Source organism: Alloyangia mangrovi (assembly GCF_002300555.2).
Lineage (GTDB): Bacteria > Pseudomonadota > Alphaproteobacteria > Rhodobacterales > Rhodobacteraceae > Salipiger > Salipiger mangrovi.
In genome coordinates, this window is record NZ_NTHN02000003.1 from 24,684 (window position 1) to 50,775 (window position 26,092).

At 67.3% G+C, this 26,092-nt stretch carries 19 protein-coding genes and 1 pseudogene; 11 read left to right on the top strand and 9 right to left on the bottom strand.

All coding sequences use genetic code 11. The features are described from left to right. Positions 1–9: 9 nt before the first annotated feature. Positions 10–654, bottom strand: a complete 645-nt coding sequence (locus tag CLG85_RS02490) for a response regulator transcription factor (protein ID WP_224846566.1) — start codon at positions 652–654, stop codon at positions 10–12. Further along, a complete protein-coding gene (locus tag CLG85_RS02495) occupies positions 651–2,087 on the bottom strand; it encodes a cache domain-containing protein (RefSeq protein WP_260348388.1) in 1,437 nt (478 codons plus the stop codon). The genes CLG85_RS02490 and CLG85_RS02495 overlap by 4 nt, the downstream gene beginning before the upstream one ends. Positions 2,088–2,334: 247 nt before the next feature. On the opposite strand from CLG85_RS02495, the gene CLG85_RS02500 reads away from it, so the two are divergent. From CLG85_RS02500 to metH, 4 genes are all read left to right on the top strand, one after another. After that, complete coding sequence (locus CLG85_RS02500) at positions 2,335–3,420, top strand: TRAP transporter substrate-binding protein (RefSeq protein WP_224846571.1); 1,086 nt, start codon at positions 2,335–2,337, stop codon at positions 3,418–3,420. A 143-nt stretch (positions 3,421–3,563) separates the two neighbouring features. Beyond that, positions 3,564–4,493: a TRAP transporter small permease subunit gene (locus tag CLG85_RS02505; protein ID WP_224846573.1), complete on the top strand. Its 930-nt coding sequence runs from the start codon at positions 3,564–3,566 to the stop codon at positions 4,491–4,493. Positions 4,494–4,508: 15 nt separating this feature from the next. Then, positions 4,509–6,863 (top strand): TRAP transporter large permease, encoded by a 2,355-nt coding sequence (locus CLG85_RS02510; protein ID WP_224846575.1) that lies wholly within the window; start codon positions 4,509–4,511, stop codon positions 6,861–6,863. A gap of 199 nt (positions 6,864–7,062) precedes the next feature. Beyond that, positions 7,063–10,833 (top strand): methionine synthase, encoded by a 3,771-nt coding sequence (gene metH, locus CLG85_RS02515; protein WP_260348390.1) that lies wholly within the window; start codon positions 7,063–7,065, stop codon positions 10,831–10,833. A 93-nt stretch (positions 10,834–10,926) separates the two neighbouring features. On the opposite strand, the gene CLG85_RS02520 is transcribed toward metH, so the two are convergent. From CLG85_RS02520 to CLG85_RS02530, 3 genes and pseudogenes are all read right to left on the bottom strand, one after another. Further along, the gene (locus tag CLG85_RS02520; protein ID WP_260348391.1) at positions 10,927–12,006 is read right to left on the bottom strand and encodes an FAD-binding oxidoreductase; all 1,080 of its coding nucleotides are present in this window, start codon (positions 12,004–12,006) and stop codon (positions 10,927–10,929) included. Further along, positions 12,006–13,240, bottom strand: a pseudogene (locus CLG85_RS02525) (aromatic ring-hydroxylating oxygenase subunit alpha). Before CLG85_RS02525 ends, CLG85_RS02520 begins: the two are co-directional and overlap by 1 nt. A 499-nt stretch (positions 13,241–13,739) precedes the next feature. Next, positions 13,740–15,371: a thiamine pyrophosphate-binding protein gene (locus CLG85_RS02530; RefSeq protein WP_260348392.1), complete on the bottom strand. Its 1,632-nt coding sequence runs from the start codon at positions 15,369–15,371 to the stop codon at positions 13,740–13,742. 167 nt (positions 15,372–15,538) lie between these two features. Between CLG85_RS02530 and CLG85_RS02535 the strand changes: the two genes are divergently transcribed. Together CLG85_RS02535 and dusA are read left to right on the top strand one after the other, a co-directional pair. Next, a complete protein-coding gene (locus CLG85_RS02535; protein WP_095883342.1) occupies positions 15,539–16,009 on the top strand; it encodes an Lrp/AsnC family transcriptional regulator in 471 nt (156 codons plus the stop codon). Positions 16,010–16,162: 153 nt separating this feature from the next. Then, the gene (gene dusA, locus CLG85_RS02540) at positions 16,163–17,170 is read left to right on the top strand and encodes a tRNA dihydrouridine(20/20a) synthase DusA (protein ID WP_260348393.1); all 1,008 of its coding nucleotides are present in this window, start codon (positions 16,163–16,165) and stop codon (positions 17,168–17,170) included. A gap of 6 nt (positions 17,171–17,176) precedes the next feature. Here dusA and CLG85_RS02545 read toward each other — a convergent pair whose 3' ends face one another. The 3 genes from CLG85_RS02545 to ccmI form a co-directional block, all read right to left on the bottom strand. Next, positions 17,177–17,395: a DUF1289 domain-containing protein gene (locus tag CLG85_RS02545; RefSeq protein ID WP_224846628.1), complete on the bottom strand. Its 219-nt coding sequence runs from the start codon at positions 17,393–17,395 to the stop codon at positions 17,177–17,179. Beyond that, entirely contained in the window at positions 17,395–17,868 is a 474-nt protein-coding gene (gene ruvX / locus CLG85_RS02550; protein WP_260348394.1) for a Holliday junction resolvase RuvX, read from the bottom strand. The genes CLG85_RS02545 and ruvX overlap by 1 nt, the downstream gene beginning before the upstream one ends. Before the next feature lie 162 nt (positions 17,869–18,030). Further along, positions 18,031–19,305 (bottom strand): c-type cytochrome biogenesis protein CcmI, encoded by a 1,275-nt coding sequence (ccmI, locus tag CLG85_RS02555; RefSeq protein ID WP_260348395.1) that lies wholly within the window; start codon positions 19,303–19,305, stop codon positions 18,031–18,033. 241 nt (positions 19,306–19,546) lie between these two features. Between ccmI and CLG85_RS02560 the strand changes: the two genes are divergently transcribed. Then, complete coding sequence (locus CLG85_RS02560; RefSeq protein WP_095884456.1) at positions 19,547–20,791, top strand: sarcosine oxidase subunit beta family protein; 1,245 nt, start codon at positions 19,547–19,549, stop codon at positions 20,789–20,791. Between the two features lie 26 nt (positions 20,792–20,817). Here the strand turns inward: CLG85_RS02560 and CLG85_RS02565 are convergent, their stop codons facing one another. Next, positions 20,818–21,243, bottom strand: a complete 426-nt coding sequence (locus CLG85_RS02565; RefSeq protein ID WP_260348396.1) for a hypothetical protein — start codon at positions 21,241–21,243, stop codon at positions 20,818–20,820. Positions 21,244–21,539: 296 nt separating this feature from the next. Between CLG85_RS02565 and CLG85_RS02570 the strand changes: the two genes are divergently transcribed. From CLG85_RS02570 to CLG85_RS02585, 4 genes are all read left to right on the top strand, one after another. After that, on the top strand, positions 21,540–21,923 hold the full coding sequence (locus CLG85_RS02570; RefSeq protein ID WP_224846638.1) for a hypothetical protein: 384 nt from the start codon (positions 21,540–21,542) through the stop codon (positions 21,921–21,923). A gap of 129 nt (positions 21,924–22,052) precedes the next feature. Then, complete coding sequence (locus CLG85_RS02575) at positions 22,053–22,376, top strand: sarcosine oxidase subunit delta (protein WP_260348397.1); 324 nt, start codon at positions 22,053–22,055, stop codon at positions 22,374–22,376. An 82-nt stretch (positions 22,377–22,458) separates the two neighbouring features. Next, positions 22,459–25,497 (top strand): sarcosine oxidase subunit alpha family protein, encoded by a 3,039-nt coding sequence (locus CLG85_RS02580; protein WP_095882019.1) that lies wholly within the window; start codon positions 22,459–22,461, stop codon positions 25,495–25,497. After that, complete coding sequence (locus CLG85_RS02585; protein ID WP_095882018.1) at positions 25,490–26,074, top strand: sarcosine oxidase subunit gamma; 585 nt, start codon at positions 25,490–25,492, stop codon at positions 26,072–26,074. Before CLG85_RS02580 ends, CLG85_RS02585 begins: the two co-directional genes overlap by 8 nt. Positions 26,075–26,092 lie beyond the last annotated feature (18 nt).

Here is a 26,092-nt window from a genome sequence, read left to right on the forward strand (position 1 = left end):
CCTGGCGGCTCAGCTGTTGACGCCGGTGCCCTGCAGAACGCCATGCTCCAGCGCGTAGCGGGTCAGGCCGGCGGTGGAGCTGATCCCGAGCTTGCGCTTGATGTTCTTGCGGTGGGTCTCGACCGTGCGCACCGAGATGTCGAGCACCTGCGCCACTTCCTTGTTCGACTTGCCCTGGGCCAGTTGCAGCAGGATGGTCTGTTCGCGGTTCGTGAGCTGCTCGCGGCCGCCGGTCATCACCGGGGCCAGCGCGCCCTCGGCGCCGGTGCAGAGGTAGCGCGCGCCCTGCATGACCGTGTCGATGGCGGTCTTGATCTCTTCCGTCGGCACGTCCTTGAGCAGGTAGCCCGAGGCGCCATGGCCGAGCGCAGTCGTGATATACTGCGGCGTGTCGTGCATCGATAGGACCAGCACCCGCGTCTCGGGGCGGCGCTCGAGGATCATCTCGGTGGCCGAGAGCCCGCCGAGGCCGGGCATGTTGAGATCCATCAGGATGACATCGGGAGAGAGCTCGTCGAGCCGGTCGATCATCTGCTGCCCGTCCGAGACGGTGGCCAGCACGGTGATGTCATCGTAGCTTTCCAGCAGCGCCTCGATGCCCTCGGCGACCAGCGGGTGATCATCGACGATGACGACTTTGGTGGGTTCGGTCATGCGCTTGCCTTGGGTCTGGATGTGGAGGCGCCGTCTTCGGGCGGAAGCAGGTGCGACAGCGGGATCTGTGCCTCGATAACCGTGCCGGATTTCGAGGACAAGATCCGCAGGCGTCCGCCGAGCTGGTCCATGCGCTCCTGCATGTTTCTCAGGCCGATGCCGCGCTGGCCCCGGACCTTTTCGGGGTCGATGCCATGGCCGTTGTCCTCGATCCGCAGTGTCGCGCCGCGGCGGTGGCCGCGCAGGTCGAGCGTGACTTCGGTGGCGCCGGAATGGCGCTCGATGTTGGTCAGCGCCTCCTGGGCGATGCGGTAGAGCGCGATACGCCCCTCCTGGTCGACGCGGTTGCGGAAAACCACGGTCTCGAGCGTGGTATCGATGCCGGTGCGCGCCTCGAAGTCGTCGATCAGCGCCTTCAGCGCCGGCCCGAGGCCGAGATCGTCGAGCACCCCGGGGCGCAGGTCGCGGCTGATCCGGCGCACCTCCTGGATGGCACCGGTGAGCGCTTCGTGGCCGCGCTCGAGCGTGTCCATGGCGCGCGGGTCCTCCTGCGCGAGGCGGCGCTTGGTGATGTCGAGCGCGTATTTCACCCCGACCAGGATCTGGCTGATGCCGTCGTGCAGCTCGCGCGCGACGCGGCGGCGCTCGTCCTCCTGCGCGTCGAACACCCGCTGGGTCAGCTCCTTGAGCTTGGCATCCGCCAACCGGCGCTCGCGCAGGTTCATCGCGAGGCCGGACAGGAAGACCACGAGCAGCGCGCCGAGGGTGATGCCGCCGATATAGAGGAAGGTGCGGCGGATGCGGGCCTTCACCTCGGCGCGGCTGGCATTCACCGTGGCCAGCACGTCGTCGATCCAGACCCCGGTGCCCACAGCCCATTGCCAGTCCTGGAAACCGAGCACGAAGGCGATCATCTCGGCCTCCTCGCCGGTGGAGGGCTTGGGCCAGAGGAACGACAGGTAGCCCGAGCCCTGCCGCGCGATCTCGATCATCGGATCGACGATCGGCGTGCCCTCGCTGTCGGTGAGGCCGGACCAGTTGCGGCCGATCATGTCGGTGCGGCGCGGCGAGACGAGGTTGGTGCCGTCGTAATCGTAGACGAAGAAGGAGCCATCCTCGCCGTAGATCATCGCCGCGAGGATCTGTGCGACCTGGGTCTTTGCCTCCTCGTCGTCGGGGGCGGCGGCGCCGTAGATGAAGTAGAAGCCGTTGCGGGCCTGGGTGACGTAATTGCGCAGCTCCTGCTTCTTGGCCTCGAGCAACTCGTTCTCGAGCTGGCGGATCTCGCGCTCGGCCAGCATGCGCGACTGGAAAGCGACAAGCAGGGCGATGGCGGCGCAGGCGAGGATGAGCGGCACCGAGGCCAGAAGGAAGAGCTTCTGTCCGTAACTGAGCCTCAAGGACTGCCGAAGATTCTGAATGATCGCGCCCATCTCCTTCGGATTACGTCATGATTCGGCGTCTTGGGAAGTCGCGTGCGCGCATTTGCCTAGGATTACCGCAACGGAAGGCAAGGCCAGGCGGCGTTTTCGTAACGTCATGGGCAAGATTATGACCAATTCTACGCAGTGCTGGGTATTTCGCTTGCGCAATAATCTGTCCTAGGGTGCTCGAACCGTAACGATCCGCGCCGGAACGGAGGAGACGTCGAGGCGCAGAATAATCTATGGGAGGATTTACATGGATCGTCGTTCTTTTCTGAGGGCTTCCACCGCAGGTGGCGCAGCCGCTGCTGCAACCGCGCTCGCCGCTCCGGCGATCGCGCAGGGCCGCCGCACCCTCACCCTCGTGACCACCTGGGGCCGTGGCCTCGCCGGTGTGCATGACAGCGCGCAGTATTGCGCCGACCAGATCACCGCGGCCACCGATGGCGAGCTGACCGTCGAGCTGAAGGCCGCGGGCGAACTCGTCGGTGCCTTCGAGGTCTTCGACGCCGTTTCCGCGGGCCAGGCCGACATGTACCATGGCGTGGACTATTACTTCCTCGGCCAGCACCCGGCGCTGTCGTTCTTCAGCCAGGTGCCGTTCGGCATGAACTTCATGGAATATTCCAACTGGATCTACCATGACGGCGGCAACGAGCTCGCAGACGAGCTCTACTCGATCTTCGGCCTGAAAGCCTTCGCGGCCGGCAACACCGGCCCGCAGTCGGGCGGCTGGTTCAAGAAAGAGATCAACTCGCCGGAAGATTTCCAGGGCCTGAAGTTCCGCATGCCCGGCCAGGGTGGCCAGGTGCTCGGCAAGCTCGGTGCCTCGGTGCAGAACCTTCCGGGTGCGGAAGTGTACCAGGCGCTGTCGTCGGGTGCGATCGACGGCACCGAGTGGATCGGTCCCTGGGCGGACGAGAAGGCCGGTTTCCAGGAAATCACCAAGACCTACTACACCGCAGGCTTCCACGAGCCGGGTCCGAACCTGAACCTGACCATGAACCTCGAGGTCTTCGAAAGCCTGACCCCGACGCAGCAGAAGATCGTCGAGCAGGTGGCGCGCGCGTCCAACCTCTGGACCATGTCGCTGTTCATGGCCAACAACTCGGCAGCCCTGCAGCGTCTGCAGTCCGGCGGCGTCAAGCTCGTCGAATTCCCCGACAGCGTCTGGGACGCCTTCGGCGCCGCGGCCAAGGAAGTGGTCGAGGAGCCCATGGCCGACGAGATCTACAAGAAGTGCTACGACAGCTACTACGCGTCGCTGAAGTCCTCCGCACAGTGGATCAGCCGCTCGGAAGGCGCCTTCTCGGCCCAGCGTAACCGCGTCATGGGTCTCTGATCCGACATAGCGCGCGTCTGTCGCCCCCGCGGTTCGCGGGGGCGCAACTGCTTTGAAGATACCGCCCTGTCCCGACCTGCAGGAGACTCCAGCCGGGCAGGGCACCCAACAAGACCAACAAGAGACATAAGGGGGCACAGGTCATGGAAGAGACAGCCTCGGGTGGGGCATTCGGTGCGATACTGGATGGCCTGACCTGGTTCTTCGGCAATATCGCCATGTCCTTCTGGAACCTCGGCTACGCTGTGACACATCCGTCGAGCTGGCTGAACTGGACGGACAACGAGGCGGTGATGCGCTTCGTCTATTACGGCGCATCGGTGGAATTGCTGTTCGTGGTGCTGACCGCCTTCCTGGTGCTCACCGCGATCGGCATGTGGCGCCACAGCTTCATGTGGGGGCTGGTGCGCGGGCTCGAGGGCTTCCACAACACCGTGGGGCGCATCGCGGCCTGGGCCGGCCTGATCATGGTCCTGCAGCAGGTGATCATCATCCTCGTGCAGCGGGTCTTTGCCCGTCCTGATCTGTCGTTCGGCTTCGGTGTCCCGGTGACCTTCGACGTCAGCTGGTGGTCCGAGGAACTCAAGCTCTACAACGCAATCGTGGTGGCGCTCTGCCTCGCCTACACCTTCGTGCAGGGCGGGCATGTGCGCGTCGACCTGGTCTATGCGCCGGTGAGCTACCGGACCAAGAAGATCATCGACATGTTCGGCAGCCTGTTCTTCATGATGCCGATGGCGGCGCTGGTCTGGCTCTATTCCTGGTACTTCCTGTGGCGCCACCTGATCGTGCCCAAGCCCTCGGCCTCGGAAGGCCTCGAGCGGCTGGTCATGAAGGCGCGCGCGCTGAAGTGGAACGTCGAGACCATCGGCTTCAGCCCCAACGGCTTCTCGGCCTACTTCCTGTTCAAGATCCTGATCGTGCTGATGTGCGGCTTCATCTTCCTGCAGGGGGTCTGCTTCTTCTGGCGCTCCTATCTCGAATGGCGGGAAGGCCCGGAGAGCGAAGGCAAATATCACGATCACGACAAGGTCGAAGCGGGCGAAGAAGCCTACGACCACGCGGAATTCTGAGAGGGACATAGGTAAATGCTATTCGGACTCGATGGCGTCGAGATCGGCCTGATCATCGTCTTTCTCACGCTTTTCTCGGCGATCCTCTCCGGCTTCCCGGTGGCCTTTGCCATCGGCGGGGCGGGGGTGATCTCCTTCTTCATCATCGCGGCGCTCGACAGCGCCGGCCTGCTCGTGCACCAGGCCATCGACACCGGCTCCGAAGCCTATCGGACGCTGGTCGCAAGCGGCGTGCGCGAGGACGCCATTTCCATCTTCCGCTACCCGGACCTGCCACGCTACGCGATGCCGGTCTTCGAACGCGGCTGGGAAGTGGCGCTGGACCGCAACGTGTCGTTCATCGTCAACCGCATCAACGAGCGGGTCATCGCCGGCCAGTCCATCGAGACGCTGCTCGCGGTGCTGATGTTCGTGATGATGGGCATCGTGCTGGAACGCTCGAAGATCGCCAACGACCTGCTGACCACCATGGCGCGCGTCTTCGGACCGCTGCCGGGCGGCCTTGCCGTGTCGATCGTGGTCGTGGGCGCCTTCCTCGCGGCCTCCACCGGTATCGTCGGCGCAACCGTGGTGACCATGGGCCTGCTGGCCCTGCCGACCATGCTGCGCAACAACTACTCGCCCGAGCTGGCGACCGGCGTCATCGCCGCGTCGGGCACGCTGGGGCAGATCATCCCGCCGTCGATCGTGATCGTTCTGCTCGGCACCCTGGCCGGCGACCTCTATGCCACTGCCCAGGAAGACCGCGCGCAGCTCGCAGGCTGCACCGACGCGCTGACCCTGCTGGGTGAGCCGGCGGTGGTTTCCGTGGGCACGCTGTTCCAGGCGGCCATGCTGCCGGGCATCCTGCTGGCGGTGCTCTACGGGCTTTATGCCTTCGGCTTTGCCATGTTCCGTCCGCAATCGGCCCCGCCGGTGCAGTTCGGTCCGGGCAGCGGCGAGCCGGTCACCCGCGGTGAAGCCTTCACCTGGTACCTCGGTGTTCCGGCGCTGCTGGTCGTCGGCACCATCGTGCTGGGCCAGGTTGGCCTCGTGGGCACGCAGTCGACCCATATCGACAGCTACTCCGACAGCGGCCAGATGGCGTCGCTGCGCACCAACGTCGGCGAAGACTGCAAGGCGGCGATGATCGACCTGCACGGCCAAGCGGCCTGGGACAAGGCGGTTGCCGAGCAGAAGGTCATCGACGAGGCCGGCGGTGTCGAGCAGTCGCACAAGCTGAGCGCCGAGGAGATCGAGGCCCTGCGTACCGCCAAGATCGCCAATGCCGCGCCGATCGGCACCGGCCTCGCGGTGATCGCGGTCCTGCTCGGGATCGTGCTGGCCTGGGCGCGGGCGGTCTCGCCGTCCTCCGATCCGAAGCCGCTGCTCATCGGCGCGGGCGGGATCGCGCTCGGCCTGCTGGTCGACGTGCTCTTCATCCATCCCAACACCTCGCCGCTGGCGACGGTGATGATGATGCTGATCCCCTGGGCAATCTCCTTCTGGGGCGCGGGCAAGGCGGCAGCGCGTCTGGCGCACAACGATCTCATCCGCGTGGTCTTCCCTCCGCTGGTGCTGATCGTCGCGGTGCTGGGCTCGATCCTCGGTGGCATCACCAACCCGACGCCCGCCGCGGCGCTCGGCGCGGCCGGTGCCATCATGCTCGCGGCCTACCGCAAGCTGAACGAGGACGGCCGGTCGCCGAAGATCATCCTGATGTCGACCTTCGCGGTCGCGATCATGATCCTCATCGGGATGAACTTCGACCTGCGTGTCGGCACCGAGGGCGCCAACTACGAGACATGGATCGCCTTCATGGTGGCGCAGGCCGCGTATCTCTACGCGCTCTTCGGCCTGCTCTTTGCCTGCTGGGTGCTGTTCAAGGCAGGGGTTCTGACCCCGGCGGTGCGCGAGACGGCGAAGGTGACCTCGATGGTCTTCACCATCCTCGTGGCCTCGCAGCTGCTGAACCTCGTGGTGATCTCCTTCGGCGGCGAGCACTACATCCAGAGCTTCCTGAAAAGCTTCGATGACGAGCACAAGGTCTTCCTGATCGTCATGCTGGTGCTGTTCATCCTGGGCTTCGTGCTCGACTTCCTCGAGATCATCTACATCGTGGTTCCGATCGTGGGCCCGGTGATCTACGGCGGCAGCTTCGATCCGAAGTGGGTGACCATCATGATCGCGGTCAACCTGCAGACCTCGTTCCTCACGCCGCCCTTCGGCTTCGCGCTGTTCTACCTGCGCGGCGTGGCCCCGGCCTCGGTGACCACCGGGCACATCTACCGCGGGGTGATCCCCTTCGTGCTGATCCAGGTGGCAGGGCTTGCGCTGCTGTGGTTCGCACCGGGTATCGTGACGATCGTGCCGGACCTGATCCCGAACTGATCGGATTGGCATGAAAGAGAAGGGGGCGGGCCAATTGGTCCGCCCCATTTCGTTCGGGACGGGGAAATCTCTGCGAAGGCTCTTGCTGACGCTTGAGCCGGCTTCATGATAACGATGATTATTATGAGATGGCCTTCAGCGCCCCGGATCGCTAGAGACGGCGCAACCAATGCCTGCCACCTCTGGCCCGGAGTCCGTCATGTCCGCTTCCCTCCCGACCCGCTCCCCCGTCTTCGATCGTCTCGAGGCCGCCGCGCGCGAGCGCATCCTGATCCTCGACGGCGCCATGGGGACGCAGATCCAGAAGTTGGGCCTGTCGGAGGGCGACTTCCAGGGCTGCGGCGGCGGTGCCTGCACTTGCCACCTGCCGCATGCGTCGGACAAGCCACAGCAGGGCAACAACGACCTGCTGAACCTGACGCGCCCCGACGCGATCGAGGAAATCCATTACCAATACGCCATGGCCGGGGCGGATATCGCCGAGACCAACACCTTCTCGTCGACGACCATCGCGCAGGCCGATTACGACATGCAGGCGGCGGTCTATGACCTCAACTTCGAGGGCGCGCGGCTGGCGCGCAAGGCGATGGATCGGGCCGAGGCCGAGGACGGGCGCGCGCGCTTCGTCGCCGGCGCGCTCGGGCCGACCAACCGTACCGCCTCGATAAGCCCTGACGTGAACAACCCCGGCTACCGTGCGGTGACCTTCGACCAACTGCGCGAGGCCTATGCCCAGCAGGCGCGGGCGCTGATCGACGGCGGCGTCGATATCCTGCTGATCGAGACGATCTTCGACACGCTCAACGCCAAGGCGGCGATCTTCGCCTGCGAGGAGGTCTTCGCCGAGCGCGGGACGCGCCTGCCGGTGATGATCTCGGGCACGATCACCGACCTTTCGGGCCGCACCCTCTCGGGCCAGACGCCGACCGCCTTCTGGCACTCGGTGCGCCACGCCGAGCCGTTGACCATCGGCCTGAACTGCGCGCTCGGCGCCAATGCCATGCGCCCGCACCTCGCCGAGCTCTCGGCGGTCGCCGACACGTTGATCTGCGCATATCCCAACGCCGGCCTGCCCAACGAGATGGGCGAATACGACGAGACCCCCGAGCAGATGGCCGAGCAGGTCGCCGGTTTCGCCCGCGACGGGCTCGTCAACATCGTCGGCGGTTGCTGCGGCTCGACCTTCGAGCACATCCGCGCGATCGCCAAGGCAGTCGCCGCCCACAAGCCGCGCGCGATCCCCGAGCACATCCCGCAGATGCGCCTGTCGGGCCTCGAGCCCTTCACGCTCACCGAGGCGATCCCCTTCGTCAACGTCGGCGAGCGCACCAACGTCACCGGCTCGGCCAAGTTCCGCAAGCTGATCACCAATGGCGACTATGCCACCGCGCTCGAGGTCGCACTCAATCAGGTCGAGAACGGCGCGCAGGTGATCGACATCAACATGGACGAGGGGCTCATCGACTCCAAGCAGGCGATGATCGAGTTTCTCAATCTCATCGCAGCCGAACCCGACATCGCCCGCGTGCCGATCATGATCGACAGCTCCAAGTGGGAGGTGATCGAAGCCGGCCTGCAATGCGTGCAGGGCAAGTCCATCGTCAACTCGATCTCGCTGAAGGAAGGCGAGGAGAGCTTCCTGCATCAGGCGCGCCTCTGCCGCGCCTATGGCGCCGCTGTCGTGGTCATGGCCTTCGACGAGACCGGGCAGGCTGACACAGAGGACCGCAAGGTCGAGATCTGCCAACGCGCCTACAAGATCCTGACCGAGCAGGTGGGCTTCCCGCCCGAGGACATCATCTTCGACCCCAACGTCTTTGCCGTCGCCACCGGGATCGAGGAGCATGACAACTACGGCGTCGATTTCATCGAGGCCACAAAGCGCATCACCGAGACCTGCCCGCACGTCCATATCTCGGGCGGCGTGTCGAACCTCTCGTTCTCCTTCCGCGGCAACGAGCCGGTGCGCGAGGCGATGCACGCGGTGTTCCTCTATCACGCCATCCAGAACGGCATGGACATGGGCATCGTCAACGCCGGTCAGTTGGCGGTCTACAACCAGATCGACGCCAAGCTGCGCGAGGCCTGCGAGGACGTGGTGCTGAACCGTAAACCCGCAAACGGCGGCACGGCGACCGAGAACATGCTGGAACTCGCCGAGGAGTACCGTGGGCAGGGCGGTGCCAAGGGGCGCGAAAAGGACATGAGCTGGCGCGAGCTGCCGGTCGAGAAGCGGCTCGAGCACGCGCTGGTCAACGGCATCACCGAGTTCATCGACGCGGACACCGAGGAAGCCCGGCAGGCCGCCGAGCGCCCGCTGCACGTCATCGAGGGGCCGCTCATGGCCGGGATGAACGTCGTCGGCGATCTCTTCGGCGCGGGCAAGATGTTCCTGCCGCAGGTGGTGAAATCCGCCCGGGTGATGAAACAGGCCGTGGCGGTGCTGCTGCCCTACATGGAAGAGGAAAAGCGCCTGAACGGCGGTGATGGCCGCGAGAGCGCCGGCAAGGTGCTGATGGCCACGGTGAAGGGCGACGTGCACGACATCGGCAAGAACATCGTCGGCGTCGTGCTGGCCTGCAACAACTACGAGATCATCGACCTCGGCGTCATGGTCCCGGCCGAGAAGATCCTCGCCACCGCGCGCGAGCGGAACGTCGACGTGATCGGCCTTTCGGGTCTCATCACCCCGTCGCTCGACGAGATGGTGCACGTCGCCTCGGAAATGGAGCGTCAGGGCTTCGACATCCCGCTGCTGATCGGCGGTGCGACCACGTCACGCGTGCACACGGCGGTGAAGATCCACCCGCGCTACGGTGCCGGGCAGGCGGTGCACGTCAATGACGCCTCGCGCGCGGTGGGCGTGGTCTCGTCGCTGCTCTCGCCGGTGCAGAAGCCCGAGTATGTCGCCAACGTCCAAAGCGAATATGCCGACGTCGCCGAGAAGCACGCCCGCGCCGAGCTGGCCAAGAAGCGCCTGCCGCTCGACGCCGCCCGCGCCAACACGCTGAAGCTCGACTTCGCGCCGCAGCATGCGCCGAGCTTCCTCGGCACCAAGGCCTATGACGATTGGGACCTCGCCGAACTGGCGCGCTACATCGACTGGACCCCGTTCTTCCAGACCTGGGAGATGCGCGGCGTCTATCCGAAGATCCTCGACGACGAGAAGCAGGGCGAGGCGGCGCGTGCGCTCTTCGCCGATGCGCAGGCGATGCTCAAGAAGATCATCGACGAGAAGTGGTTCAACCCGCGCGCAGTGGTCGGCTTCTGGCCCGCCAATGCCGTGGGCGACGACATTCGCCTGTTCAAGGACGAGACCCGCTCCGAAGACCTGGCGACCTTCTTCACCCTGCGCCAGCAGACCGCCAAGCGCGGCGACCGGCCCAACGTCGCGCTGTCGGATTTTGTCGCACCCGAGGGCACGCCCGATTACGTCGGCGGCTTCGTGGTGACGGCGGGCATCGAGGAAGAGCGCATCGCCAAAGAGTTCGAGGCCAAGAACGACGACTATTCGTCGATCCTGGTCAAGGCGCTGGCCGACCGTTTCGCCGAGGCCTTCGCCGAACGGATGCACGAGCTGGTGCGCCGCGAACTCTGGGGCTACGCGCCGGACGAGGCCTGCACGCCCGAGGAGCTGATCGCCGAGAAATACGCCGGCATCCGTCCCGCGCCGGGCTATCCCGCGCAGCCCGACCACACCGAGAAGACCACGCTCTTCGAGCTGTTGGATGCGACCAATGCCACCGGCGTCGAACTGACCGAGAGCTACGCCATGTGGCCCGGCTCGTCGGTCTCGGGGCTCTATATCGGCCACCCGGAGAGCTATTACTTCGGTGTCGCCAAGGTTGAGCGCGATCAGGTCGAGGACTACGCCGTGCGCAAGGGCATGGAGGTCGAGGAGGTCGAGCGCTGGCTCGCGCCGATCCTCAATTACGTGCCGGGCGGCGTGAAGACCGTGGCAGCAGAGTAAGCGAGGCAAGCCCGGCGCTTTCCAGACGGTCCAATAGACAAGGCCGCCGCGATCTCTCGCGGCGGCCTTTTTCATTTCCGTGAGAGGGCGCCCTCAGACCTCGACTTCGACCTTGCCGATCGGGTGCGAGCAGCAGGCCAGCACGTAGCCCTCGGCGATGTCGTCCTCGGTGATGCCGCCGTTATGCACCATGTGCACCTGGCCGGACTTTTTCTTGATCTTGCACGTGCCGCAGACGCCGAAGGTGCAGCCCGAGGGAATGTTGAGCCCGGCCGCCCGCGCGGTGGCGAGGATGGTGTCGGTCTCCTTGCAGGTCTGGACAATGCCCGAGTCGAGGAAGCTGACCTCGGCCTTCGCGTCCTCGGGCACCACATCGCCCTCGGTTGCGTCGCGGTCTTCTTCCTCAAGCGAGGGCTGGAAGCTCTCCTGATGGTAGTGATCCATGTCGAAGCCGAGGCCGGCCAGCGCATCGCGCACCGCCTGCATGAAGGGCTCGGGGCCGCAGCAGAACACCTCGCGCTCGAGGTAGTCGGGCGCCGTCAGGCCCAGCATGAGCTGGTTGAACATGCCCTTGTAGCCGGTCCAAGGCTGGAAGCGGTCGCCTTCCTCGACCACCCAGCGCAGCTCGATCCCGTCGATGCGGCTGGCGATATGCTCGAGCCGCTCGCGGAACACGATGTCAGACGGGCGCTTGGCGCAGTTCACGAAGACCACGTCGGGGATGCGGCCGAGGTCGTACATGTAGGTGACCATCGACATCATCGGGGTGATGCCCGAGCCTGCCGAGATGAAGAGGAACTTCTCGGCCGGGTGGTGATGCGAGGTGAAATGCCCCGCCGGGCCAAGCGCCTTGATCCGCATTCCGGGGCGCAGGTTGTCGAGCATCCAGCGCGTGCCGATCGAATTCGGCTGCGCCTTCACCGTGACGGTGATCGACAGCGGCCGCGAGGGCGAGGAGGAGATCGTGTAGGTCCGGTAGAGCGGCCCGCCCGGCACCGGTAGCTCAAGCGTGACGAACTGGCCGGGCAGGTAGGCGAACAGCGCACCCGAGGGGGCAACGAAGCAGAAGGTGCAGACGTTCGGCGCCTCTGGGATGACCGAGACGCATTCGAGCATCTCGGCATCGTTCCAGTAGCGCACGGCGGCGGAGGGCAGGGAACTCGTCGCCGCCATTATTCCGCGGCCATCCGCAGCGGCGACAGACGCTTGGTCATGGTGGCGCAATACCAGTCGACGAACTGGTTCACCCCGTCCTCGTGGCTCGCGGAATAGGGCCCGGGTTCGTAGGCGGGCGAGTTGATGCCCTGCTGGTTGTCCTCGACCACGGTGCGGTCCTCGTCGTTGGTGTGCTCCCAGACGGTGGTGAGGTTTTCCAGGTCATAGTCCACGCCCTCGACCGCGTCCTTGTGCACGAGCCAGGTGGTCTGGACCTCGGTCTCGGTCGGGCTGATCGGGGTGACACGGAAGGTGATCGAATGGTCCGACAGGAAGTGGTTCCAGGTGGTCGGGTAATGGAACTTCAGCAGCGTGCCGGCATCGAGGAAGGGAATCCGGCCCAGGCGCTTCTGCACGGCGATCTTGCCGTTCATCGTGTAGCTCTCGGCACCGTCCAGCAACGGCATGCGCGCGAGCCGGTACTGGCCGTCATCCGACATCTGGAAGCGCGACACCGCCCCCACGGACTCGAGGCGCGAGAAGTGCGCCTCGACCTTCGGCGGGAAGGTGCCATCGGCCGAGACACCGGTGATCGTCGGATCCTCGGGGTAGGTGCGGCAGAGCGAGGGGTGGTTGCCGGCGCAGTGATAGCACTCGCGGTTGTTCTCCCAGACGAGTTTCCAGTTGCCGTTCTCGATGATGGTGGACTGATGTGCCACCTTGGCCTCGCGCAGGTCATGGATGGCGAGATAGGGCTCGGCCATCTTGGCGAAGGCGTCGAAATCGGGCGCGTCGTCGGCGAGGCAGATGTAGACCAGTCCCGAGACCTCGCGGCAATGCACCGGCTTCAGCCCATGTGCCGAGGCGTCGAAATCGCTGCCCATGTCGCGCGCCCAGAGCAGCCGCCCGTCGAGCTCGTAGGTCCACTGGTGGTAGGGGCAGACCAGCTTGGCGACCTGTCCCGTGGCCGCCTTGCAGATCACCGAGCCGCGGTGGCGGCAGGTGTTGTGGAAGGCGCGCACCGACCCGTCCGGCCCGCGCACGATCACCACGCGGTAGGGGCCGACCTTCTGTGTCACGTAGCTGCCGGTCTCGGCAGCGCCGCCAGCGGCGTGGCGAAGAGCCATTCGCGGTACCAGATCTGCTCGAGATCCTCGGCGAAGATGCCGGGATCGGTGTAGAAGGCCTGTTCGAGCGCATAGCCGGGCTTGCGGCGGCTCAGCAGGTCGAGGGTCGTGGCGTCAGCGGTCATGGCCGAACTCCGTAGGCCGGGCGCGGGGCCCGTGCGGGTCTCATGCGGAGAAGCGGTCGGCGCGCGGCCTCTCCTCCACGGTGGTGCGTCCCGCCGGTCCGGTCCGTCGGCGCCTTGAAAACGCGTCGCGAAAGCCGGGCCGGATCGGGCGATCTACGGCAAGGAATATCCTGCCCGCGACGATTCTGAGGGCTGGATGCGACATGGTGCGTTTCGAAACAGACTTGCCGCACAATTCGCTAAGGTGGTGTTTCTGCATTGCGGCAGGGGCTGCCCGGAAATGCGGCAGAGTTGAATCGTTTTCCTGTGAGGGCAGGGTGTTGCCGGGGTGGTCCAAGGGGCTGCGCGCGCAGCGGGGGCGCGGACCATGCCCGGGATCACGCCCTGGCCGGGCGCGAGGGAATCCCGCCCGGCCAGAGCGCGCGCGGCGTTCCGTCCCCGGAGTGGACCGCCGCATGACAAGGGCCGGCCCGCGGGGCGCGGGACCGCCCGGTGCGGATCAGATGCGCATGCGCGGCACGTCGTTCGGATCGAGCCGCAGCTCGATGAGCAGCGGGCGGTCGCGGGTCTCGATGGCATCGATGGCAGCCTGCAGCTCGTCGTCAGAACGCACGAGGATGCCCTTGCCGCCGAGCGAGGTCGCCACCTCGGCAAAGCACGGCCAGTCGAACTGCGTGAGGCCCGGGTCCATCTTGCGGTCGATGAACTGAATGTGCTCGGCGCCATAGGCGCTGTCGTTGCAGAGGATCACCACCATGTCCTGCTTGAGCCGCACCGCGGTGTTGAACTCGCCGAGGCCGCCCATCATGAAGCCGCCGTCGCCGGAGAAAAGCACCACCGGCCGGTCGGGCTCGGCCACGGCGGCACCGATCGCCTCCTGCAGACCGAGCCCGATGGAGCCGAAGTTGGCGGTTACCACGAAGCTGCGCGGGTCGGGCGCCGAGATGCGGCACCAGACCTCGGTCATGAATCGCCCGCCGTCGGTGACGAGGATGCGGTCCTCGGGCAGGGCCTTTTCCAGCCGCTCGAGCGCTTCCACGTAGTTCACGCTCTCCTCGGGGGTCTTGTTGGTGCGTGCGGGCGGGTGGCGGCGCAGCTCCTCGCCGTTCAGCTCGGCGGTGAAGCGGCTGCCGGGGATCTCGGCCTCGTCCAGCCAGTGCACGAAGTTGTCGGCGGTGAGCCCGGCGTCGGCGACCAGCGCGGCGTCGGGATGCACGGTGCGGCCGATGGCGCTGCGGTCACTGTCGATCTGCACCAGCCGCTTGCCCGCCAGCAGCTTGCCGCGGTCGGTGGTGAAGTCATGCAGCGATGCGCCGAAGCTGATGATGCAGTCGGACTTGCCAATGACGTCATAGGCGCCGGGGGTGCTCAGCGTACCGAAGATGTCGATGTCATGCGGGTGTCCGCGGAACAGGCCCTTGGCCTTGAGCGTGGTGGCCAGCGGCGCCTCGAGCCGGTCGGCGAGGCGGATGATCTGCTCGCGCGCCTCGTAGGCACCGGCCCCCGCGAGGATCATCGGCCGCCGCGCACTGGCGATCATGCCGATCGCCTCGTCAAGCGCCTCGCCCTCGGGCACGAAGCTGCGGGTCTCGAAGACGCTGAGCACGTAGGGTGAATAGGGCGCCTCCTGCCACATGAACTCGGCGGGCATGTTGAGAACGATGGGGCGACGCTCGACCTTGGCGCGGTAGAAGGCGCGGGCGACATCGCGCACCGCGAGCTCGGGCGAGCGCATCTGCTCGAAGCCCGCGCCGGTCGAGAGCACCACGGCCCGCTGGTCGATGCCCTGAAGGTGGCGCGGGTTCGCCACCGGCGTGTCGCCCGCGAGCAGCACCTTGGGGATCTGCCCGCGCGCGCCCTCGGTCAGGGCGGTGACGCAGTTGGTCAGGGCCGGGCCGTGGGTGACCGTGGCGACGCCCACCTTGCCGGCCACATGCGCATAGGCCAGCGCCATGAGCACCGAGCTGCCCTCATGCGCCGCGGGCACGAAGCGGCCGCCGCAGCCGCGCGCGAAATGGTCGGCGATGAAGAGGTTGGCGTCGCCCATCAGGCCGAACATCGTGTCGATCCCGTGGTCACGCACCGCCTGCGCGATGGCCTGATGCACATGGGTGGGGCCGGCGTCGAACATCTTCTAACTCCCTTTTGTCCTCGAGATCAGGATAGCGCGGCAGCGCTGCACGAGGTGTGCAATTGCATGCAGTGGGAGGATCAGGTATGCATTGTTTCGCTCAGTATATGCCCAATGATGCGCGAAACATGCATTCAATTGCCGAAACCCGCGCGAGGTGAACCGATATGCCGCTCGACCGCTACGACCGCCAAATCCTCGACGCGCTGCAGAAGGACGGGGCGCTCACCAATGCGCAGCTCTCCGAGCGGGTGAACCTCTCGGCCTCGCAATGCTCGCGTCGCCGCGCCGCGCTCGAGGCCGGCGGTGTGATCGAGGGCTACCGTGCCCGGCTCAATGCCGGAAAGCTCGGGCTGGGCATCCGTGTCGTCGTGCGGGTCAACCTTCGCACCCACGCCAAGACCGCCGACATGGACTTCTCGGCCTGGGTCGAGCGCCAGCCCGAGATCCAGGCGGCGTTTTCGGTCTCGGGCGATGCCGACTACGTGCTTCACGTGCGGGCACGCGATCTGGAGAGCTTCTCGAACTTCCTGCACGAGCGGCTGTTGCTGCGCCCCGACATCGCGCAGGTGCGCTCGGATTTCGTGCTGAATACGCTGAAGGACAGCGATGCGCTCGACCTGTCGGACCTCAGGTGACCTAGGGGCTGACCCGCGTGGCTGACCGGAGGTTGACCGGGCGGCGGCCTTTGCGGTTCCAATTTTCTCTGCCAGGATGTAGGAGCGCCGCTTGCGACGCCGGATGAGCCCGGCGCGCCGGATGCGAGAGCTACAGGCTGCCGGAGGCCCCACGTGACGACCCCGCACGAGACATCGACCCTTCACGCCGCTGCCCGTCTGAGCGTGGCCCCCATGATGGATTGGACCGACCGGCACTGCCGCTACCTGCACCGCATCCTGTCGGCGCGGACGCTGCTCTATACCGAGATGGTCACCTCTCCTGCGCTGGTGCGCGGCGGGGCGCTGCACCTGCTGAAGTTTGACCCGTCGGAACACCCGGTGGCGCTGCAGCTCGGCGGCTCGGACCCGGTGGAGCTGGCGCGGGCCGCGACGCTCGGCGCCGAGGCGGGCTACGATGAGATCAACCTCAACTGCGGCTGCCCCTCGGACCGGGTGCAGTCGGGGACCTTCGGCGCCGTGCTGATGAAGCACCCGGAGCTGGTTGCCGACTGCGTTGCCGCGATGCGCGCGGCGGTCGACGTCGAGGTGACGGTGAAATGCCGCATCGGCGTTGACGAGCAGGAGCCGCGCGAGGTGCTGCCTGATTTCCTCGAAAGGATCGCCGCGGCGGGCTGCGAGCGGGTGACGATCCATGCCCGCAAGGCCTGGCTGCAGGGGCTCAGCCCCAAGGAAAACCGCGACATCCCGCCGCTCGACTACGAGCTGGTGCACGAGATGAAGGCGGCCTTCCCGCAGCTGCACCTGTCGATCAACGGCGGGGTGCAGAGCCTCGACGAGGCCGAGGCGCATCTGGCGCGCGGGCTCGACGGGGTGATGATCGGGCGCTCGGCCTACCACACCCCCTGGGACGTGCTGGCCGAGGCCGATGCGCGGATCTACGGCAGCGAGCGTGAGACCGTCTCGCCCGATGATGCCGTCGCCGCGATGGTGCCCTACATCGAGCGTCACATCGCGACGGGCGGCCGGCTCCACCAGGTCACGCGCCACATGCTCGGGCTCTTCGCGGGCCGTCCGGGGGCGCGGAAATGGCGGCAGGTGCTTTCGGAGAAGGCCTCGCGAGATGGCGCCGGCACCGAGGTGCTGGACGAGGCGCTGGGGCGGATGCGCGAGGCGGCCTGAGCCGCCTCAGCCCTCGCGCTTGAGCCGGCCCGCGCGCCCGCCGCGGCGCTGCCGCAGCAGCGCCTTGCGCTCGGGCAGGGCCTCCATGATGGCGCGGCGCTCTTCGGGTGTGTATCCGGACCAGCCGGCGATCTCGTCGAGCGTGCGCAGGCAGCCGGTGCAGAGCCCGCTCTCGCGGTGCACCACGCAGATGTTCACGCAAGGAGTCTCGACGGGGGTGCGCATCAGCCGGTCCGCAGGTGCCGCAGCCGGTCGAGCGCGCCCTGCAGGATGAAGCTCGCCGCGACGTGGTCGATCAGCTCGGCGCGCTTCTTGCGCGAGGTGTCAGCCTCGAGCAGTGCCCGCTCGGCGGCGACGGTGGACAGCCGCTCGTCCCAGAAGCCGATCGGCCCGTCCCAGAGCTGCGACAGGTTGCGGGCGAAGGCGCGGGTGGATTGGGCGCGCGGTCCCTCGGAGCCGTCCATGTTGCGCGGCAGGCCGAGAATGATTCCGCCGACCTCGCGGTCCCTGACGATCTTCAGCAGCGCCTCGGCGTCGAGGGTGAACTTCTTGCGCTTGATCGTCTCGGTCGGCGTCGCCACCGAGAGCAGCCGGTCCGAGAGCGCCACGCCGATGGTCTTGGTGCCGAGGTCGAGCCCGGCGATGGCGCGCATCGGCGGCAGGGCGGCGGCGAAATCGGGGATGTCTTCGTGGATCATCGGCGGGTCCTCTGGGGTGTTGCGCTGTCCCTACCGCAGGCGCGGGCCCGAGGGAAGGGAGCGACGCTGCCGGGGCGATGAGGGGCGCTGCCCCTCTTGGCCTGCGGCCAATTCACCCCGGGATATTTCTACCCAGAAGAAAGGGCAGGCCCGGCGCGCGGTTCAGTCGGTGGCGAGACCGGCGCGGGCGGCGCCGGCGCGGACGGTGTCGAGGGCTTCGGGGCGGGTGGCGAAGACCTGCTGGGCCTCGGTCCAGATCGCCGCGGCGCGGTCGGTCTGGCCAAGCACGCCGAGCGCGGTGAGCAGCCGGGCCCATTCCTCGGGGCTGCCGCCCTGGCTGGCGAGGCGCTCGGAGAGGTTGTCGACCATGCCCTCGATCATCGCCTGGCGGTCCGTGTCGGACATCTCGGAGGCGGCCTGCATATCCTCGGTGCTGGGGCCGGGCAGGGCGGGCGGGGTCTCTCCGCGAAGCGCGGCACTGGCGATCTCGGGGAGGGTGTAGTCATTGATCCCGGCACGGAGGGCGAGCTCGGGAATCTGCTCGGCGATGGCGGGCAGCCAGGGCGCGCCCGGCTCGCTGTCGCGCAGCAGCGTGTCCCAGATGCGGAAGGCGCTGTCCGGCCGCCCGGTCTGGGCCATCATCAGCCCGCCGTAGTAGCGCGCGACGCCGTTGTGCGGATCGCGCTGCATCACCTCGTCGAGCACCTTCTCGGCCTCGGGCGAGACATAGCCTCCGGCGGCCAGCACCAGCATGTCGGCCAGATCGGCGTAATCGGAGGCGCTGGCCTTCTCGCCCCGCAACGCGATCACCCGGCGCTGCGCCGCCGAGGCGGCGGGGAAGTTGCCGAGCGCGGCCTCGGAGCGGGCGAGCAGGGCCTGGCCCTGCAGATCGTCCGGGCGGGCGGCGACGGCCTCGCGCAGGCGGGTGACCAGTTGGGCGTATTCCTCGGGAGCATCGGCAAGTGGCTGGCCGGGCACGGCGGCTTCGGCTTCGGCCTGCGAGGGGCGGCTGGCGCGGAGCTCCTCGGCGGCCTCGATACGGGTGCCGAGCGAGAGATCGCCATAGCCCGGGGCGCCGAGCCGCATGTAGAGCGCGTAGCTGCCGCCGAGCAGCGCCAGCAGCACGAGGCCGGCGGCGATGCGGCGCGGGCCCGAGCGGGCGGTCGCGGGTCCGACGCCTGACGTGCCGGTCTGATGCGCACGGCTGTCGGCGGCGAGGATGCGGCGGGAGACCTCGGTGCGCAGCCGCTCGGCCTCGGCCTCGCCGATGGTGCCGCGGGCGCGGTCGCGATCGATTTCGGAGAGCTGATCGCGGTAGACCTTGAGGTCGAAGGCCTCGGCCCCGGCGATCTCGGCCCGTCCGCGCAGCAGCGCCAGCAGCAGCGGCGCCGAGACGGCCAGAACCGCCAGCGCGGTCACGATCCAGAATGTGGTCATTAAAACTCTCCCGTTCTCGCCATTGTGTAGCCGGGCGGGGCGCGGGAAAAAAGGGGCAAGGGGCGCGGCATATGGGCCGTTCTCGGGGGTGTGACCCCCGGGCTGCGGGAGATGGGCGCAGCTGCGCGCGTCCGTTTTCTGCCGATCGGGCAGGGCGTTGGCCCCCGGGTGGTTGCAGACCGCCCCGGCTCGTGCAGGTATCGGGAGACCCGAGGGGACAAAAGGGGCGGATTCGACGACCATGAAACGTTATTCGGTATTTGCCATCGCCCGCGAGGCCATGCGCTATCACACCGGCTGGGGCCGCGCCTGGCGCAAGCCCGAGCCCAAGCGGCGCTACCAGGTGGTGATCGTCGGGGCGGGCGGCCACGGGCTCGCCACCGCCTACTACCTCGGCAAGAACTTCGGGATCACCGATGTGGCCATCCTCGAGAAGGGCTGGCTCGGCGGCGGCAACACCGGGCGCAACACCACGATCATCCGCTCGAACTACCTGCAGGACCCTTCGGCAGCGATCTACGAGAAGGCGCGGTCGCTCTACGAGGGGCTTAGCCAGGACCTCAACTACAACGTCATGTTCTCGCCTCGCGGCGTGATGATGCTGGCGCAGACCGAGCGCGAGCTGCGCGGCTACCAGCGCACGGTGCATGCCAACCGCCTGCAGGGCATCGAGACCGAGATGATCGGCCCGCGCGAGGTGAAGCGGCTCTGCCCGATCATGAACGTGGACGGACCGCGCTACCCGGTGTTGGGCGCGCTCTGGCAGGCGCGCGGCGGCACGGCGCGCCACGACGCGGTGGCCTGGGGCTATGCGCGGGCCTGTTCCGACATGGGCATGGACATCATCCAGACCTGCGAGGTCACCGCGGTGCGCTCCGAGGGCGGCAAGGTGCAGGGGGTGACCACGACCAAAGGCGAGATCGACTGCGACAAGCTCGGCATCGTGGTGGCGGGGCACTCGGGCGTCATGGCCGAGAAGGCGGGCTTCCGGTTGCCGATCGAGTCGGTGGCACTGCAGGCGCTCGTGTCTGAACCGATCAAGCCCTGCATGGACGTGGTGGTCATGGCCAACACCGTGCACGGCTACATGAGCCAATCCGACAAGGGCGAGATGGTGATCGGCGGCGGCACCGACGGTTTCGTCAACTACGCGCAGCGCGGCTCCTTCCAGCACATCGAGGAAACCGTGCGGGCGCTGACCGAAACCTTCCCGATGATCAGCCGCCTCAAGATGCTGCGACAATGGGGCGGCATCGTCGACGTGACCGGCGACCGCTCGCCGATCCTGTCGAAGACACCGCTCGGGAACTGCTATCTCAACTGCGGCTGGGGCACCGGCGGCTTCAAGGCGATCCCCGGCTCGGGCTGGAGCTTTGCCGAGCTGATGGCCAAGGGGCATTCGCCGCTGACCGCCGAATTCGGCCTCGACCGCTTCCGCGAGGGGCGCTTCATCGACGAGAGCGTCGCGGCCGGGGTGGCGCATTGAGCGTCCGCATCCCCGGCTTCGTCGCCTCAGTGCCGCGTGGCGCTGCGCGGCAGGGTGACCGGCAGCGGCCCGGCGAGTTCCATCAGCCCGGCATGACCGCCCTGCGCGCCGGGGCCGTCGTTGCAGGGCGGGTGCCAGCTGTGGATGAATTCCTGCGCCACGGCGTGGCGATCCTCGGGCCGGGACAGGGCCACCGCGCCGATGGCGTCGAAACCCAGCGCGTCGGCCCGCGCCCAGGGGCCGCCCGGACGCTTGTCCTGCGCGAGCTGCGCGCCGAGCGCGCAGGTTTCGCCGACATAGAGTATCTGCGCCTGCACCGCGCGCCCCTCGGGCAGCCGCAGCAGCATGTAGACCGCGCCTTCCTCGGCCAGGCCCGTGTCGCGGGTGAAAAGCTCTACCGGGTAGCGCCGGCCGCTACGGCTGGTCAGGGTCAGTGTGAGAAGTCTGCTCATGGGGCCTCCTTGGGGTCGGGGGTCGTCTTGTGTCGTGGTGCAGCCGCCGGCCCAGAGGGGCCCGGAGATGTCCGCGGTTTCCCAAGGATAGGTCCGCTTCGGCGCCAAACAGTGATCTGCGGCAATCGGGCGGTGACTTCCGCGTGTACTGGGGCGCTCCGCCGGGAATTGAGGCGGGGCGCAGGGGGCTTTGCCTCATCCATAGGCGGAAAACTGAGCATGGCGCAGGTGCCGGGGAACGGCCTGCGTGGCAGCGGCGTTCCACACCCAGTCACGAAATGTACTGGAGAACAGCCATGTCCGATTATACCGCAGACACGCATACCCCTCGCACGCCCCGCCCCGACCAGCGTCCGGTGCGCGATCACACCACCACGACCACGACAACCACCACGAAGAGCGGCGCAGGCGCGGGGATGGCCTTCATCCTCGGCATCGTTGTCGTCGTTCTGGCGGTGCTCGCCTGGGCCATGTTCGGCGGCGATGACGCCGCGACCACGACGGCGCCCGCAGATGATGTCAACGTCACCATCGAAGACGGCAGCGCCCCGGCCGAAAGCGCCGCTCCTGTCGAGACTGCTCCGGCAGAACAGGCCGCACCCGTCGAGACCGCTCCGGAAGCCGCTCCCGAGGCCGCTCCGGCCACGGACGGCGCTGCCGAAGAGACCAACGGCAACTGATCCGCGCCGCGCGCTCCGCAGCGCGACGCCGCACATCCCTGGAAGGCCCGGCCCCGCTTTCGCGGCCGGGCCTTTCGCGTGCCCGGCCCGGGCCAAGACACCCGTCCCCATCCGAAACGGAGCGGCCCCATGCTGATCCTCACCTGTCCATGTTGCGGCCTCGAGGCCGCGGAGATCGAGCTTGCCCCCGGCGGCGAGGCGCATCTGAAGCGCTTCGGCCCCGGCAGCAGCGATGCGGAGCTGGAGCGCTACCTGTTCACCCGTCACGCGGCCAAGGGGCCGGTGCTGGAACGCTGGCGCCACGCCTATGGCTGCGGCAAGTGGTTCCTCGCCGCGCGCGACAGCGTCACCATGGAGGTCTACGGCACCTACAGCGCACGGCTCCCCGAGCCGCCCGAAGAGGTGCTCGCCCGCATCCGGGCGCGCCACCCCGGCTGGCAGGTGCCCGCATGAGCCTTCTTCTCTTTCCAAATACGCCCGCGCTGTCGCTCCTCATCGGCCGCGACCCCGGGTATACGTGCGCGAGGTCCAGCAGATGAGCACCCGTCTGGCCAAGGGCGGCCGTTTTCTCGACCGGTCCCGCAAGATCCGTTTCACCTTTGATGGCGTGGCGATGAGCGCCTATCCCGGCGACACGCTCGCCTCGGCGCTGATCGCCAACGACCACCTGCTTGTCGGGCGCAGCTTCAAGTACCACCGCCCGCGCGGGGTGGTCGCCTCGGGCGCCGAGGAACCGAATGCCCTGGTGGGGCTCGGCAGGGGGCCGCGCTTCGAGCCGAACCAGCGCGCCACCACCACCGAACTCTTCGACGGTCTCACCGCCGAAAGCCAGAACCGCTGGCCGAGCCTCGAGCAGGACGTCGGCGCAGTGAATGCGGCGCTGGCGCGCTTCCTGCCGGCGGGCTTCTACTACAAGACCTTCCTCTGGCCGCGCGCTTTCTGGAAGCATCTCTACGAGCCGTTCATCCGCCGCGCGGCGGGGCTCGGCAAGGCACCGCACCCGGAAAGCCGCGATTCCGACAGCTACGAGCATTTCCACGCGCATGTGGACGTGCTGGTGGTTGGCGGTGGCGTCGCCGGGTTGCTGGCGGCGAAGGTTGCGGCGGAATCGGGGGCGCAGGTGCTGCTGATCGAGCAGACCGCCCATTGGGGTGGGCGCGCGCCGGTGGACGGCGGCACGATTGACGGGACGACGCCCGAGGCCTGGATCGAAACGACCTTGGAGGAACTCGACGCACTGCCCAACTTGCGCCGCGTCGCGCGCTGCATGGGCGCGGCGGTGCAGGACCACGGCTACGTGCTGGGCTACGAGCGGCTGACCGACCACGCACCGGGCACCATCGGCCCGCGCCACCGGCTCTGGCGCATCCGTGCGAAGCAGATCGTCGCGGCCACCGGTGCCATCGAACGCCCGCTGAGCTTTGCCGGAAACGACGTGCCGGGGGTGATGCTGGCCTCGGCGATGCGCGATTACGTGGTCAACTACGGTGTCACGCCCGGCCAGAAGGTGGTGCTGGTCACCAACAACGACGATGGCTATCGCACCGCGCTGGTGCTGCACGATGCCGGGGTCGAGGTTGTTCGGGTGCTCGATGCGCGACCCATGGGCGGCGGCAAGCTGATGGAGCGCGTGCGCGAGCTGGGCATCCGCGTCGATCCCGGTCGCGCCATTGCCAAGGTCAGTGGCGGCAAGCGGGTGCGGACGGTGCACAGCTGCCTCGCCGACGGGATGGGCAATGTGCTCGAGGACATCCCCTGCGACGCGGTGGCCATGGCGGGCGGCTGGTCGCCGGTGGTTCACCTCTGGTCCCATTGCGGCGGCAGGCTGCGCTGGGATGAGGCGGGGGCTTTCTTCCGCCCCGATGTCTCGCGCGCGCCGACTGGCGCAGATGGCTTGCCCATGGTCGTCCCGGCAGGTTCGGCCAATGGTGAGTTGACGCTGAGGAATGCCCTGGACGATGCCGTAAAGGCAGGGAAAAATGCCGCCCTTAAAGTTGGCTGTGAAGTTGGCGAAATTGTGGCGCCGCGAGGGGAGACCGAACCCGAGGCCGCGCTCATGCCTCTGTGGATCGTGCCAGCCAAGGCGACGCCGGATCTGCGGATGAAGGCCTTCCTCGACTATCAGAACGACGTGAAGGTCTCCGACCTTCAGCTCGCCGCACGAGAAGGCTACGAGAGCGTCGAACATGCCAAGCGCTACACCACGCTCGGCATGGCGACAGATCAGGGTAAGTTGAGCAATATCAATGGTCTTGCGGTGCTTTCTGATGCGTTGAGTGAGGCAATCCCGCAAGTCGGAACCACCACTTTCCGGCCGCCCTACACGCCGATCTCCTTCGGGGCGATCACCGGCGAGGCGCGAGGCGAGCTGTTCCAGCCGCTGCGCCGCACGCCGATGGACGCCTGGCACGATGCCAATGGCGCGGTGTGGGAGCCGGTGGGGCAGTGGCGCAGGCCCTATTGCTACCGCCGCCCTGGCGAGACCACCGAGATGGCGGTGAACCGCGAGATCCTCGCCACCCGCCGGAGCCTCGGCCTGCTCGACGCCTCGACGCTGGGCAAGATCGTCGTGAAGGGGCCGGATGCGGGCAAGTTTCTCGACATGCTCTACACCAACATGATGAGCACGCTGCCCATCGGAAAATGTCGCTACGGGCTGATGTGCAGCGAGAACGGCTTCCTGATCGATGACGGCGTAGTTGTACGGCTCGCCGAGGACACTTGGCTTTGCCACACCACCACGGGCGGTGCCGAGCGCATCCATGCTCACATGGAAGATTGGCTGCAATGTGAGTGGGTTGACTGGCGAGTCTACACCGCCAACGTAACCGAGCAATACGCGCAGGTCGCGGTGGTCGGCCCCGAGGCGCGCAGGCTCCTGGAAAAGCTCGGCGGCATGGACGTCTCGAAGGAGGCGCTGCCTTTCATGACCTTCGCCGAGGGCACCCTCGGCGGCTTCCCGGCGCGGGTCTACCGTATCTCCTTCTCGGGCGAGTTGAGCTTCGAGGTGGGGGTGCCGGCGCATCTGGGCCGAGCCTTCTGGGGCAAGCTGCTGGAACTCGGCGCCGAATGGGACGTGACCCCTTACGGCACCGAGGCGCTTCACGTAATGCGCGCCGAAAAGGGCTTCATCATGATCGGCGACGAGACTGACGGCACGGTGATCCCGCAGGACCTGAACCTTGGCTGGGCGATCTCGAAGAAGAAGGATGACTTCCTTGGCAAGCGCGCGCAGGAGCGGGTGCACATGGCCGACCCGAAGCGCTGGAAGCTGGTGGGCCTCGAGACGCCCGACGGCGGTGTGCTGCCAAGCGGCGCGCTCGCCCTCGCACCGGGCAGGAATGCCAACGGCCAGCGCAACACGCAGGGTCGGGTGACCTCATCCTATTTCTCGCCGACGCTCGGCCGGGGCATCGCCATGGCCCTGGTGCTGGACGGGCCGCGGCGCATGGGCGAGGAACTGACCTTCACCACCGACGACTACGATGCGGCGGACGAGGCCAAGACCACCTTGAAGGCCACGATCGTCGATCCGGTCTTCTACGATCCCGAGGGGGCAAGAAACGATGCCTGAGTCGATGCTTGAGCCGGTGAGCCCGCTGATGGGCGCCATTTCCGAAGGTGCGCTGACGGTGCGGGACGCGGGGCCGACGGGGATGATCGCGCTGCGCGGGGACCTCTCCGATCCCGCCTTCACCGGGCCGGTCGAAGCGTTGGCGGGCGTGCCGGTGCCGGGCGTCTGGCAGGCCAGCGGCAGCGACACCCGCGCGCTGCTGTGGATGTCGCCGGACGAGCTCTTGCTCCTCATGCCCTATGGCGAGCCCCGTAGCGCGGCGCCAAGGCTGCAGGCCGAGCTTGACGGGCAGGGCGTGTTCGCGCTGGTGCAGGACGTTTCGGACATGCGCGTGCGGCTGAAGATCGAGGGCTCGCAGATGCGCGAGGCGCTGGCGCGGCTGACGCCCGCCGACGTCTCGCCCGCGGCATTCCGCGCCGGTAGCCTGCGCCGCACCCGCATCGCCCAGGCCGCTGCGGCGATCTACGTGCTGTCGGAGGAGCGAGCCGAGGTCTTCTGCTTCCGCTCCGTGGCGGACTATGCCTTCAGGCTGCTGAGTGGGGCGGCGCGGAATGCTCCGGATTTCGAATATTTCTGAGCGGCCCCGCATTGCGCC

What these genes read in the sequence shown, in the direction of transcription:
- CLG85_RS02490 (WP_224846566.1), bottom strand. Translation starts at nt 654, where the DNA reads ATGACCGAACCCACCAAAGTCGTCATCGTCGATGATCACCCGCTGGTC.
- CLG85_RS02495 (WP_260348388.1), bottom strand. Translation starts at nt 2,087, where the DNA reads ATGGGCGCGATCATTCAGAATCTTCGGCAGTCCTTGAGGCTCAGTTAC.
- CLG85_RS02500 (WP_224846571.1), top strand. Translation starts at nt 2,335, where the DNA reads ATGGATCGTCGTTCTTTTCTGAGGGCTTCCACCGCAGGTGGCGCAGCC.
- CLG85_RS02505 (WP_224846573.1), top strand. Translation starts at nt 3,564, where the DNA reads ATGGAAGAGACAGCCTCGGGTGGGGCATTCGGTGCGATACTGGATGGC.
- CLG85_RS02510 (WP_224846575.1), top strand. Translation starts at nt 4,509, where the DNA reads ATGCTATTCGGACTCGATGGCGTCGAGATCGGCCTGATCATCGTCTTT.
- metH (WP_260348390.1), top strand. Translation starts at nt 7,063, where the DNA reads ATGTCCGCTTCCCTCCCGACCCGCTCCCCCGTCTTCGATCGTCTCGAG.
- CLG85_RS02520 (WP_260348391.1), bottom strand. Translation starts at nt 12,006, where the DNA reads ATGGCGGCGACGAGTTCCCTGCCCTCCGCCGCCGTGCGCTACTGGAAC.
- CLG85_RS02530 (WP_260348392.1), bottom strand. Translation starts at nt 15,371, where the DNA reads ATGTTCGACGCCGGCCCCACCCATGTGCATCAGGCCATCGCGCAGGCG.
- CLG85_RS02535 (WP_095883342.1), top strand. Translation starts at nt 15,539, where the DNA reads ATGCCGCTCGACCGCTACGACCGCCAAATCCTCGACGCGCTGCAGAAG.
- CLG85_RS02545 (WP_224846628.1), bottom strand. Translation starts at nt 17,395, where the DNA reads ATGCGCACCCCCGTCGAGACTCCTTGCGTGAACATCTGCGTGGTGCAC.
- ruvX (WP_260348394.1), bottom strand. Translation starts at nt 17,868, where the DNA reads ATGATCCACGAAGACATCCCCGATTTCGCCGCCGCCCTGCCGCCGATG.
- ccmI (WP_260348395.1), bottom strand. Translation starts at nt 19,305, where the DNA reads ATGACCACATTCTGGATCGTGACCGCGCTGGCGGTTCTGGCCGTCTCG.
- CLG85_RS02560 (WP_095884456.1), top strand. Translation starts at nt 19,547, where the DNA reads ATGAAACGTTATTCGGTATTTGCCATCGCCCGCGAGGCCATGCGCTAT.
- CLG85_RS02565 (WP_260348396.1), bottom strand. Translation starts at nt 21,243, where the DNA reads ATGAGCAGACTTCTCACACTGACCCTGACCAGCCGTAGCGGCCGGCGC.
- CLG85_RS02570 (WP_224846638.1), top strand. Translation starts at nt 21,540, where the DNA reads ATGTCCGATTATACCGCAGACACGCATACCCCTCGCACGCCCCGCCCC.
- CLG85_RS02575 (WP_260348397.1), top strand. Translation starts at nt 22,053, where the DNA reads ATGCTGATCCTCACCTGTCCATGTTGCGGCCTCGAGGCCGCGGAGATC.
- CLG85_RS02580 (WP_095882019.1), top strand. Translation starts at nt 22,459, where the DNA reads ATGAGCACCCGTCTGGCCAAGGGCGGCCGTTTTCTCGACCGGTCCCGC.
- CLG85_RS02585 (WP_095882018.1), top strand. Translation starts at nt 25,490, where the DNA reads ATGCCTGAGTCGATGCTTGAGCCGGTGAGCCCGCTGATGGGCGCCATT.